This window comes from Pseudomonas sp. NY15181 (assembly GCF_048068055.1).
Taxonomy (GTDB): Bacteria; Pseudomonadota; Gammaproteobacteria; order Pseudomonadales; family Pseudomonadaceae; genus Pseudomonas.
The window spans coordinates 823,198-833,877 of record NZ_JBLUPT010000001.1; the positions used below are offsets into that span (position 1 = coordinate 823,198).

At 68.4% G+C, this 10,680-nt stretch carries 10 protein-coding genes; 1 reads left to right on the plus strand and 9 read right to left on the minus strand.

Translation table 11 applies throughout. The features are described from left to right. Nucleotides 1–70: 70 nt before the first annotated feature. Complete coding sequence (locus ACNFBT_RS03815) at nt 71–880, minus strand: cyclase family protein (protein ID WP_416746568.1); 810 nt, start codon at nt 878–880, stop codon at nt 71–73. Between the two features lie 129 nt (nt 881–1,009). Between ACNFBT_RS03815 and ACNFBT_RS03820 the strand changes: the two genes are divergently transcribed. Then, nucleotides 1,010–1,423, plus strand: coding sequence for a carboxymuconolactone decarboxylase family protein (locus ACNFBT_RS03820; protein ID WP_416746570.1), 414 nt, complete (start codon nt 1,010–1,012; stop codon nt 1,421–1,423). 114 nt (nt 1,424–1,537) lie between these two features. On the opposite strand, the gene ACNFBT_RS03825 is transcribed toward ACNFBT_RS03820, so the two are convergent. From ACNFBT_RS03825 to ACNFBT_RS03860, 8 genes are read right to left on the minus strand one after another with little or no spacing between them, the layout of a single operon-like run. Beyond that, nucleotides 1,538–2,629 (minus strand): chlorophyllase/cutinase-like alpha/beta fold protein, encoded by a 1,092-nt coding sequence (locus ACNFBT_RS03825; protein ID WP_416746572.1) that lies wholly within the window; start codon nt 2,627–2,629, stop codon nt 1,538–1,540. Nucleotides 2,630–2,679: 50 nt separating this feature from the next. Then, nucleotides 2,680–4,329 (minus strand): BatD family protein, encoded by a 1,650-nt coding sequence (locus ACNFBT_RS03830; RefSeq protein WP_416746574.1) that lies wholly within the window; start codon nt 4,327–4,329, stop codon nt 2,680–2,682. Then, nucleotides 4,326–6,089 (minus strand): VWA domain-containing protein, encoded by a 1,764-nt coding sequence (locus tag ACNFBT_RS03835; RefSeq protein ID WP_416746576.1) that lies wholly within the window; start codon nt 6,087–6,089, stop codon nt 4,326–4,328. The genes ACNFBT_RS03830 and ACNFBT_RS03835 overlap by 4 nt, the downstream gene beginning before the upstream one ends. After that, a complete protein-coding gene (locus tag ACNFBT_RS03840) occupies nt 6,086–7,129 on the minus strand; it encodes a vWA domain-containing protein (RefSeq protein ID WP_416746578.1) in 1,044 nt (347 codons plus the stop codon). The genes ACNFBT_RS03835 and ACNFBT_RS03840 overlap by 4 nt, the downstream gene beginning before the upstream one ends. Beyond that, on the minus strand, nt 7,122–7,619 hold the full coding sequence (locus ACNFBT_RS03845) for a DUF4381 domain-containing protein (protein ID WP_416746580.1): 498 nt from the start codon (nt 7,617–7,619) through the stop codon (nt 7,122–7,124). The genes ACNFBT_RS03840 and ACNFBT_RS03845 overlap by 8 nt, the downstream gene beginning before the upstream one ends. Continuing rightward, nucleotides 7,616–8,560 (minus strand): DUF58 domain-containing protein, encoded by a 945-nt coding sequence (locus ACNFBT_RS03850; RefSeq protein WP_416746582.1) that lies wholly within the window; start codon nt 8,558–8,560, stop codon nt 7,616–7,618. Before ACNFBT_RS03850 ends, ACNFBT_RS03845 begins: the two co-directional genes overlap by 4 nt. A gap of 1 nt (nt 8,561) precedes the next feature. Then, nucleotides 8,562–9,521 carry an AAA family ATPase gene (locus ACNFBT_RS03855; protein WP_416746584.1) on the minus strand — a complete coding sequence of 320 codons (960 nt, stop codon included), beginning with the start codon at nt 9,519–9,521 and terminating at the stop codon, nt 8,562–8,564. 47 nt (nt 9,522–9,568) lie between these two features. After that, nucleotides 9,569–10,456 (minus strand): DUF1353 domain-containing protein, encoded by an 888-nt coding sequence (locus ACNFBT_RS03860; protein ID WP_416746586.1) that lies wholly within the window; start codon nt 10,454–10,456, stop codon nt 9,569–9,571. Nucleotides 10,457–10,680: the final 224 nt, after the last annotated feature.

Below are 10,680 nucleotides of genomic sequence, written 5' to 3' on the forward strand. Positions count from 1 at the left end.
GGACTGGCAACGTCCGCGATCAGTCTCGACGCTTGCGCTAGAACATCCGGTGAGAACCAGAGGTCCCGGCTCAAGGCAGGATTGCGAACACCCGCGCCGGGAAGCCCGTGCCTTGGGCGATCTTCGGGAAGCTCACCACTGCCAGCGCGCCGGCCTCCGGCACCTGGTCGAGATTGGCGAGCAGTTCGATCTGGTAGTGGTTGGTGCCCAGGATGTAGGACTCCAGCGAGTAGTCGTCCTTGCTGGTGGCGATGCCCGGATCGGTGTCGGTGGTCTCGTGGCCGGACGCGGTGATCCTGCGCGTCTCGTAGAGATACACCAGCGCCTCCTTGCTCCAGCCCGGATAGTGCGCCACGCCCTTGGCATCCTGGTTCTGCATCTTCGCCTGGTCCGGCCAGCGCTTGGACCAATCGGTGCGCAGGGCGGCGAAGGCACCTTCGGGCACCGGGCCGTGCTTGGCTTCCCAGGCCTTCACGTCAGCCAGGCTCAGCACGTAGTCGGGGTTCTTCGCCACCTGCTGGTGGATGTCGAACACCACCAGCGGCAGGAACTGCTCCTTCACCTCCAGCTGGTCGACGCTGCGCAGGCCCTTGTGGAAGTGCACCGGCGGATCGACATGGGTGCCCCACTGGCCGACGTGGCTGTAGAGCTCCACTTGGAAACCGTCCTTGTCCACGGTGTAGAGCGTCTTGCGGCCCATGGGCTCGAAGCCTTTCCAGTGTGGCGTGTCGTTATCGAAAGAGTGGGTCAGGTCGACCCAGGTGTGCTGCTTGAGTCTGGCGTAGGTGTCCCACAGTCCGGGTTGGGCCGCCTGGGCAGGCTGTTGAGCGAGAAGGGGCAGCAGGGCGGCGGAGAAGAGCAGGGCGGGCAGGTGGCGCATGTGTCTGATTCCTTGACGGGGATGGGATGGCGCGCCTTATCTTTCTCCAGCGCCAGCCCCACCTTCCAATGCCGAATTCTGCTTTTCTTATTCCGTCTTGTTATTCAAAAGAATGAATCAGGAGTGACCATGTCCTTTCAGCTCATCGAATATGCCGACGCCAGCCCCGAAGTCCGCGCCGTCTATGACGACATCATGGCGACCCGCAAGATCGATTGGGTGAACAACTTCTGGAAGGCCCTGGCCAACCATCCACAGACCCTCAAGCGCACCTGGGAAAGCCTCAAGGAAGTGATGGGGCCGGGCCGGCTCGACCCACTGGTGAAGGAGCTGATCTACGTCGCCGTCAGCGTCACCAACAACTGCAACTACTGCATCGGCTCCCACGGTGCCGCGGCGCGCAAGGCAGGGATGGACGACGGGATGCTCGGCGAGCTGCTGGCGATAGTGGCCATGGCCAACGAGACCAACCGCCTCGCCATCGGCTACCAGGTGCCGCTGGACGATGTGTTCAAGGGTGCGGTGATGGAGGTCAGTGGCTGAGGGACCCCCGCGGCTGGGGGCTCTTATTCGCGAGCAAACTCGTTCCTACAGGGAGCAGTGTACAGATCCTCGTAGGAGCGAGCTTGCTCGCGAACCCAGGCCGACGACGGGCTCTCAGGGGCCTGGTGCCGATAACCGCTCGATTACCTTTACCGGCGTCCCGTCGCTCCAGCGCCCCATGGACAATTGCGCGGCACCGCCGCCCAGCGCGTAGTCGCGGTCCTGGTCGTAGAAGGCTGCGTCGCACAGCGCGTCGAACAGCTTCCAGGTGGCGTACCAGTCCAGTGCATCGGTGGCCAGCGCATTATGGACGGATGGCTGGCCCTGCTTTAGGCGCTGGCGCACCCGTTCCTGCACGCGGTTGAGCAGCCAGCTGGATGAGTCGCTGGGCGGATAGCGGGGGTCGAAGCGTGGCGCGGTCGGCGCTGCATGATTGGCCAGCAGGGGCGGGCTGCCGTGGCGGTCGCTGTGCAGGAGCAGCAGGTCCTTGTCCTGCGCGGCGACCTGGGTGCTTTCCTGGTAGATGCGTCGTGCGTCATCGCAGCCGACGCGCTCGTCTTCATCGCCGCAGACGGCCAGCAGCAAGATTCCAGCGGGGATGTTCGACAGCGGCTCCACGGGCACCTGGCGCCAGCGAGGACCGCTGCTTTTGCCCGGCTCCACGGCCATCAGCGCGCGCGGTTTCGGCACGCCCAGGCGTAGCCAGGAGGCGGCAAGTCCGCTGGCGATCAGGCCGCCGGCGGAGTGTCCGACGTAAGCCACATGGCCAAGCTCCGGCGTCACTCCGAGCTTGCCCGCCTGCAGGTCGCCGATGGCGCGGTGAACCGAAGCGGCGGCATTGGGCAGGAAATCCGCTGCCGGTGTCTTCAGGTTGGCCTGGTAGCGCGGATAGATGAGGATCGCGCCGCGCCGGACGATATGTTCGATCCAGGCCCGGTACAGGTCCGGCTGCATCACGCTCCAACCGTGGGTGAATACCACCAGCGGCGCGCTTTGCGGTTGTGGGCGGGTGGGGGTGAAGACCCAGTACTCGTTGCCGTCGGCGTTGAAATGCCATTGCTGCACGTCGGCGTGGCTGTAGCCCGAGCCGCCGGGCCCCTGTAGCGGTTGCGTCGGAGGCAGGGCCGGTTCGGCGCGCAGGATAGGGGTCAGCAGCAGGCCGGCGATCAGTGCCGGGAGGTATCTCGGAGTGCGAACGCGGGGCATTGCTGCGCCTCTTGGCGGGGCTCGCCAGCAAGCATAGCCCCGTCGTTGCGTCAGCGCGGGTAGAGCGGCGGCAGGCTGCCCGGGTCGGTCGGGGGCGCGGCTTCCGGATCGGCGCCCGGCAGGCTGCGGACGGCGCGCCAGAGGTCCTCGCCTTGCCAGTTGCGGCCGCCTTCGCTGTCGCTGTAGAGCGCGCCGTTTAGGCTGTCCAGGGCGTCGGACAGCGGCACGAAGCGCGCCGCCATGTCCGCCAGGGTTTCCGGTTGCTGGCGCGCCCAGGCGTCCAGCGCCTGGCGCGTGGCATGTGAATCGTTGGCCTGGCAGGCGCGGCGCAGTTCATCGAGCAGGGTGCGGGCACTGGGGCCGGCGACCGCGGCGCGGATCACCGCGGGCAGCCGGCGCGCCCGCCACCACAGGCCGAAGCCCAGCAGCGTGGTGAAGGCGAGAATGGCGCAGGCCAGCTGCCAGGGCCACAGGCGGGCCTGGGGTTGCAGCAGGGCGTCGGTGGAGGGGACAGCGGAGGTATCGGCCGGGTTTTCCAGTTGCGGGTTGGCGGCGACCTCCAGTGTGCGCGCCGGCAGGCTGGTGCGCTCGACGCGATTGTCCCGGGTGTTCCACCAGACCACCTCGACGGGGGGCAGTTGCACCTGTCCGGCACGGTCGGCAATCAGCGCCTCGCGCTCTTCGCGGCTGCCGATCACGCCCTGTTCGGTGCCCTGGTTGGCCAGCTGCGGCTGGTCGGGGTAGTGGCGCAGGTTGCCCGGCAACGTCTGCGGCAGCGGCGGCAGCTGGGCGCTGGAGAGCCCCTCCACGCGCAGCATGATGTTGCGGGTCAACGCCTCGCCGGCACGGGCCTGCTCCGGCTGCGGGCTCCAGGTTTCGCTGAGGCTCAGCGAGCGGGCCGGCAGCCAGGGGGCGTCCTTGGGATAGTCGGCGGGCTTGGGTTTGATCTGTAGCGGAATGGTCGGGGAGACGACCCGGATCTGCTTGCCCGGCGGCGGGCCGAAGGGGCTGTCATCGGGGCTGCGCTGCTGGGCCGCCTGGGTGGCGTTGAAGGTCTGGCCGGGGATTTCCAGGGGGCCGCTCTTCTGCGGGAAGATCGCGTAGCGAACTTCGATGACCCCATGGCGCACGCCGTTGATTTCCTTCTCGTAGGTGCGTGCCTCGCCCAGCGGTTCGACGCGGGCATCGGCGATCTGCAGGGGCGTGAGGCTGCTGTCGTCGTACAGCGACACCGAGTGATAGATGCGCAAGGTCAGGATCACCTGCGCCTGCACATAGCTTTCCTCCTGGTCGACGCTGGCGTCGATGAACACCGGGGCGAGCTTCTGGCTGCTGGTGCTTTCCTCGGCCTTGAGTACATGCAGGCTGATGGACTCGGTAGCGTTGCCGCCCAGGTGGATCGGCGGAATCTCCACGGTGCCTTCGTTGCGCGGCTGCAGGGTGACGATCCAGCGGGTGGTGGCCTGGGTCTTGCCGTTCAGGGTGGTGAGGCGGTTGACCTGGCGGGTGCCGAGCACCACGAACTGCTCGTCCAGGGGCTTGAGGTCCGGCTTGCCGAACAGGGTCGGGTCGTCGGACTCCAGCGTCAGGTCGATGCTTTCGCCCTGGTTCAGGCTTGTGCGGTCGACGCTGGCGGTGAAGCTGGCCTCGGCCCGGACGGCGGCGAGGCAGAGCAGGGTCAGGCAGATCAGCCTTTTCATTGCGTGGGTTCCTGGCGCTGCTGCTGTTGCTGGTACCAGAACTTGCGGCGCAGCAGTTCGGATGGGTCGTCGGGAATCTGGCGCAACCATTGTTCCAGGGCCTGGCGGCGCTCGTCAGTCAATGGACCGGTGGTCGCCAGGTTGGTTTCGCCTGCTTCGCCCTGGGTCGCCTGCGGCGTGTTGCTCTGGCTGGCGGCGGGCTTGTCGGCATCACGCTGTTCCGGCGTCTGGGCCGACGGGGTGGGCTGCGAATCCTGCTCTTCGGACTGTCCCTCCTGGGGCTTCGAATCCTTGGGCTGTGCCGGCTGGGATTCGCTGGTTTCGCCGTGGGACGGATTCTGCTGCGGGGAGGCGTGGTTTTCCTCGTCGCCGGAGGCCTTCTGCCGCTGGCGCAACAGGTCTTCCAGCAGCGCCTTGTTGCGTTGTGCGGCAGCCAGGTCGGGGGCGCGCTCCAGGGCCTGCTCGTAGGCGTCGATAGCGGCTTCCAGTTCGTTCTGCCGGGCCAGGGCGTTGCCACGGTTGTAATGGTCGGCGGCGCTGTCGCCGAGGGCGAAGGCTTGCGCGGCGTCGGCATAGTCGCCGGCTTCATAGAGCGCCAGGCCGCGCCAGCGGAAGTCCTCGAAGCGCTCTGCGGCTTCGGCGGGTCGCTGGGCATCGAGCAGGCGCTGGCCCTGCTGGTCGTGGGTCAGCCAGAGATCGGCGAGCTCGAAGGCGTTGGCGGTCTGCGGCGGCGACCACAGCAGCGGCAGCAGTAGCGGCAGGCTGAACAACCAGCCCCGGCGACCGGCGCAGGCGGCGAGCAGCAGCAGGGGCAGGAGCAGCCAGTAACCCTGGTCGGCCCAGCGTTGCAGGCGCAGGAGGGCGTCCTCCTCGCTGAGCTGCAGGCCCTGGGTGTTGTTCAGCAGGCCCAGCGCACGCAGGTCGGCGTTGCCCTGGCGCAGGCGCTGGAAGCGTCCGTCGAGGTCGGTGGCGAACTGGCGCAGGGCGCTCTCGTCCAGCCGCGGCACCAGGATGTTGCCTTGCTCATCCTTGAGGAAAGTGCCGTCCTCCTGGGCGATCGGCGCGCCGCCGGCGGTGCCGATGGCGAGCAGCAGCAGGTCCTTGCCCTTGCCTTTGAGCGCCTTGCGGATGCCCTGGCGTTCCTGGGCATCCAGGGCGCTGGTGATCAGCAGGATGTGGCCCTTGCCCTCGGAGCCGTGCTTCAGCAACTGGCGTGCCTGCTCGACGGCGAGGTCGGCGCGGCGGCCCGGCGCCGGCATGATCGATGGCTTGAGTGCGTCCAGCAGATTGCGCGCAGTGCCCAGGTCGTTGGACAGGGGCACCAGGGTGTGTGCGCTGCCTGCGTAGACGACGATGGCGGTCTGCGCGTCGCTGCGCGATTGCAGCAGGTCGAGCACCTTGCGCCGCGCTTGCTCAAGACGGCTGGGCGGTAGGTCGGTGGCGAGCATTTCAGGTGTCAGCTCCAGAACCACCACCAGCGGATCGCTGCGCTCCATCGCCGGTTGTTCCAGGTACTGCCAGCTCGGGCCGAGCAGCGCGAGCACTGCCAGCAGCCAGGCCAGGCCGAGGAAAATCCAGGGGCGCCGCTCGTGACGGCCATGCCCGCCGGACAGCATCCAGGGGTGGAAGGCCGCCGGCAGCAGCAGTTGCCAGCGACCGGCGCGGCGCTGGCGGTGCCAGAGCTTCCACAGCAGCCAGCCGAGCAGCGGCAGCAGGAGCAGCGACCAGGGGCGCAGCAGGTGGGGCCAGAGGGCGCTCATGGCTGCCGCTCCCGGCGCAGCCGCGCCAGCCAGGCGGGGCGAGCCGGCCAGCGCCAGTCCTCCGGCGGCCAGAGTTCACGGACCACCAGCGTCACGCTGATCAGCAGCGCCACCAGCAGCGGCCAGCTGTAGAGGGCGAGGGCAGGGCGTGCCTGGGTGGGTTTCTGTTCCACGGGCTCCAGCGCATCGAGGCTGTCGGAGATGCGTTGCAGCTCTTCACCGTTGCGGGCGCGGAAGTATTCGCCACCGGTGGTTTCGGCGATCGCCTTGAGCGTCGGCTCGTCCAGGTCCAGGCCCGGATTCAGGCCGAACAGGCCTTTCACGCCGCCCTGCTGAGGATCGGCGCCGATGCCGATGGTGTAGACCTTCACCCGTTCCTCGGCAGCGAGGCGGGCGGCGGTCTGCGGATCGATCTCGCCGGCGGTGTTGGCGCCGTCGGTGATCAGCACCAGCACGCGGCTCTGTGCCGGGCGCTCGCGCAGGCGCTTGACCGCCAGGCCAATGGCGTCGCCCAGCGCGGTGTCCTTGCCGGCGATGCCGATCATCGCCTCGTCGAGCCAGACGCGTACGGTGTTGCGGTCGAAGGTCAGCGGCGCCTGCAGGTAGGCGCGGGTGCCGAAGAGGATCAGGCCGACGCGATCGCCACGGCGCGATTCGATGAAGCCGCCAAAGAGCTTTTTCACCAGCTCGACACGGCTGATCTGCTCGTCTTCCCAGCGCATGTCGGCGTAGTCCATGGAGCCGGAGACATCCACGGCGAGCAGCAGGTCGCGGCCGCTGGCGGGAATCGGCAGCGGATCGCCCACCCACTGCGGGCGCGCTGCCGCCATCAGCAGGCAGAGCCAGAGCAGGGCGAAGGGCGCCTGCTGGCGCCAGGCCGGCAGGCGGGCGCGGGCGCGGCGGCCGGCGAGGCCTTCGAGCTCCTGGAGGAAGCTGACCTTGAGCGCCGCCTCGCCGCTGTCCGCGGGCGGCAGGATGAGGCGCATCACCCAGGGCAGGGGCGCGAGCAGGAAGACCCAGGGCCAGGCGAACTCAAACATGCTTGCGCACCCAGGTTTCCACGGCGGCGGCGAGGCCGTTGATGGCTTTGTCGTCGAGCTGGCATTCGGCGCGGTAGCCGCCTTCGACCAGGATCATCCAGCGGGTCAGGCCAGCGGCCGGGCAGCGGTTGTCGAGGAAGGCCAGCCAGGCGCGGCCGCTCAGGGTATGGCTGTGGCTGTCGGGCCAGCGCGCCCGCGAGACGCGCTTGAGCAGGCCGTTGAGCGCCTGCAGCCAGGGACCGGCCGGGGCGCGGTCGTAGGGGCGCGGCAGCCGGGCGAGCTCTTCCAGCGCCGCCTGGCGCAAGGGATCGAGCGGCGCCTCGGCGACCTGCTTCGGTTTGCGACGCGGCAGCCAGTGCTGGCGCGTCAGCCAGAGCACCCACAGGGCTATCGGAATCAAGGCGGCAACCACCCACCAGCCGGGCGCGGGCGGCCACCAGGCGATTGGCGCGGGTGCGATCAGCGGTTCCAGCTGGTCGAGCGGGTTCATGGCGCGTACCCCGGCTGGTGCTGTTCCAGCAGGTCGCGCAACTGTTCCACCAGTTCCTCCTGGGTGGACAGCGGCAGCAGCGGCACGCCCAGGCGCTGGGCCAGGCGCGTCCAGCGTTCGCAGCGGGCCTGGCCCAGGGCGCGGTAGGCCAGGCGCTGTTCGTCGATGTGGGTGTCCAGTTCGAGCTGCGCCTGTCCTTCCGCGAACCTCAGCAACCCGGCCGCCGGCAGGGCGTGATCGAGCGGGTCGGATACCGGCAGCAACACCAGGTCGGTGTGACGCGCCAGCAGCGCCAATTGCTGCTCGGCCAGATCGCCCAGCGCGCGCTCGTCGCACACCACCAGGATCAGGCTGCCCGGGCGCAGCACTTCACGGGCGCGGCGCAGCGCCATGCTGAAGCCGTCGCCGCCGTGGCTGACGCCGGAGCTGGTCAGCAATCCGTGGTTGGCGCGCACCACCAGGTTGAGCAACTGCAGCAGGCTTTGCTTGCTGCGGCGGGGCTTGATCTCGTGGCATTCGCTGTCGGTGAACACCAGCCCGCCGATGCGGTCGTTGTGCGCCAGCGCGGACCAGCCGATGAACGCCGCGGCGCGGGCGGCGAGCACTGACTTGAGGCACAGCCCGGAGCCGAAGAACAACCGCGCGCTCTGTTCGACCAGGACGTACACCGGACGTTCGCGCTCCTCATGGAACAGCTTGGTGTGCGGCTCCTGGGTGCGCGCGGTGACGCGCCAGTCGATGGTGCGCACGTCGTCGCCGGCCTGGTAGACGCGCACCTGGTCGAAGTCCACGCCGCGCCCGCGCAGGCGCGAGTGGTGCAGGCCGATCAACGGGCTGCGCCGCGACGGTGTGGAGAACAGCTGGACTTCGCGCAGGCGGTGGCGCATCTCGATCAGCTCGCCGAGCGAGACGGCCACGCCGGGCGCCAGGACGTTGTGCATGTCAGGCGACGGCGACCACGTCGAGGATGCGCTGGACCACGCGGTCCTGGTCGATCCCGGCGGCTTCCGCCTCGAAGGACAGGATCAGGCGGTGGCGCAGCACGTCGAACAGCATCGCCTGGATGTCTTCGGGGCTGACGAAGTCGCGGCCAGCCAGCCAGGCATGGGCGCGCGCGCAACGGTCGAGGGCGATGGAGCCGCGCGGACTCGCCCCGTAGGACAGCCACTCGGCCAGCTCGGTGTCGTACTTGGCCGGGTTGCGGGTGGCCATGATCAGTTGCACCAGGTACTCCTCCACCGCGTCGGCCATGTACAGGCCGAGGATTTCCTGGCGGGCGGCGAAGATGGATTCCTGGGTCACCCGGCGCTCGGGCCGGGTCTCGCCGTGCAGCGCCTCACCGCGGGCCTGCTGGAGGATGCGGCGCTCCACGGAGGCCTCGGGGTAGCCGATCTTCACGTGCATCAGGAAACGGTCGAGCTGGGCTTCGGGCAGCGGGTAGGTGCCCTCCTGCTCGATGGGGTTCTGCGTCGCCATCACCAGGAACAGCGGCGGCAGGTCGTAGGTGGTGCGGCCCACGCTGACCTGGCGCTCGGCCATGGCTTCGAGCAGCGCCGATTGCACCTTGGCCGGGGCGCGGTTGATTTCGTCGGCCAGCACCAGGTGGTGGAAGATCGGCCCCTGCTGGAACACGAAGGTGCCGTTCTCCGGGCGATAGATCTCGGTGCCGGTGATGTCCGCCGGGAGCAGGTCGGGGGTGAACTGGATGCGGTGGAACTCGGCTTCCAGGCCTTCGGCCAGATCCTTGATCGCCTTGGTCTTGGCCAGGCCCGGCGCACCTTCCACCAGCAGGTGGCCGTCGGCGATCAGGGCAATGAGCAGGCGCTCGATGAGCTTTTCCTGGCCGAGGATCTGGCTGGAGAGGTACTGGCGCAGCGCAAGCAGCGACTCACGATGTTCCATCGCGTGGGGTTCCTGGACGAGGGTGGGGCTGTGTCGGGGCCCATACTTTACTGCATCGGCAGTTGCTCGGGGAGCGCCGAGGTTCTCACCTCTGGCAGGACGGCCTGCGCCTGCGACCTTGAGTCGCCGGGCAGTGGCGTCAGGCAGCGCAGCGCGCCGTTGGGATTGCGCACCTGGCGCATGTCGCGGGCGCCGCCATGGATCACGGCGAAACGGTAGACCCAGGCGACCAGACGCGGCATGCCGGCCTCCAGCAGCATGCGGTGGAACAGCTCATCCGCCTCGGTCTTGGTCACCGGGGCGACGTTGAGAAACTGGTACAGCGCGTCGTGCACCAGGCTTGCGTGGTGGGCCAGCGGCCAGAACATCAGGCGCTGCTTCTGCTGGCCGTGGCACAGGTACTGCACGGGCTCCAGGTGATCCCACCAGTCGGGCGTGCCGAAGGTGGCGAACCAGTAGAAGGGCACCTTGGGCGAGCAGCCATCCCAGGCGTAGGTGCGCTGGCAGGAGAGGTCGTAGCTCACGGTGCCGGCACCCCGGTCCACGGTGGCCGGGCCGGGGTTGATGATGATGCGGCCGTCGTGCACCACCAGCCACTCGCTATAGAAGAAGCGGCCCTTGAAGGTCGCGTCCTCGCGCACCAGGGGGAAGTCGATGTAGTTGATCCATGGCCCGCTGCGGTCGCGGCTGCAGAAGCCCCATTGCTCGATCGAGCGTTGGCGGGCCGCGGCGACCCGGCGCAGGCGCTCACGGCGACCGATGCAGCGCGGCAGCAGCACGCCCAGGTAGACCGGCAAGGCGCCCAGCAGCAGCGGGTGGATCGCCAGCGGCAGGAACAGCCAGGCCAGGGCGACCAGTGCAACGCCGAGCAAGGTGACCAGCAGGTTGTCCAGGTGGCGCAACAGGGGGCGGTGCAGGGGCGGGCGGCGTTGCATGGCATCCGTTCCAGGCGTGGGAGCGCCATGATAGCGCTTTGATATTTCCCGCGTCTGTTCCGGTTCGGTCGTACAAATGTTTCGGTTATTGCCGAACGGGCGAGCTGGCGTCCATTCGGAGCAAGCCGTTGAACGAATATGTCGCAGCCCCGTAAGCGGACGGTAGCCGACTCCCGATAAGCTCGGCGAACCGATGACCGCCCGGTCGGGATGGTCAATCGAGG

Excerpts from the sequence above, each read along its gene's own strand:
- ACNFBT_RS03815 (WP_416746568.1), bottom strand. The coding sequence starts at position 880 with ATGCGCCACCTGCCCGCCCTGCTCTTCTCCGCCGCCCTGCTGCCCCTT.
- ACNFBT_RS03820 (WP_416746570.1), top strand. The coding sequence starts at position 1,010 with ATGTCCTTTCAGCTCATCGAATATGCCGACGCCAGCCCCGAAGTCCGC.
- ACNFBT_RS03825 (WP_416746572.1), bottom strand. The coding sequence starts at position 2,629 with ATGCCCCGCGTTCGCACTCCGAGATACCTCCCGGCACTGATCGCCGGC.
- ACNFBT_RS03830 (WP_416746574.1), bottom strand. The coding sequence starts at position 4,329 with ATGAAAAGGCTGATCTGCCTGACCCTGCTCTGCCTCGCCGCCGTCCGG.
- ACNFBT_RS03835 (WP_416746576.1), bottom strand. The coding sequence starts at position 6,089 with ATGAGCGCCCTCTGGCCCCACCTGCTGCGCCCCTGGTCGCTGCTCCTG.
- ACNFBT_RS03840 (WP_416746578.1), bottom strand. The coding sequence starts at position 7,129 with ATGTTTGAGTTCGCCTGGCCCTGGGTCTTCCTGCTCGCGCCCCTGCCC.
- ACNFBT_RS03845 (WP_416746580.1), bottom strand. The coding sequence starts at position 7,619 with ATGAACCCGCTCGACCAGCTGGAACCGCTGATCGCACCCGCGCCAATC.
- ACNFBT_RS03850 (WP_416746582.1), bottom strand. The coding sequence starts at position 8,560 with ATGCACAACGTCCTGGCGCCCGGCGTGGCCGTCTCGCTCGGCGAGCTG.
- ACNFBT_RS03855 (WP_416746584.1), bottom strand. The coding sequence starts at position 9,521 with ATGGAACATCGTGAGTCGCTGCTTGCGCTGCGCCAGTACCTCTCCAGC.
- ACNFBT_RS03860 (WP_416746586.1), bottom strand. The coding sequence starts at position 10,456 with ATGCAACGCCGCCCGCCCCTGCACCGCCCCCTGTTGCGCCACCTGGAC.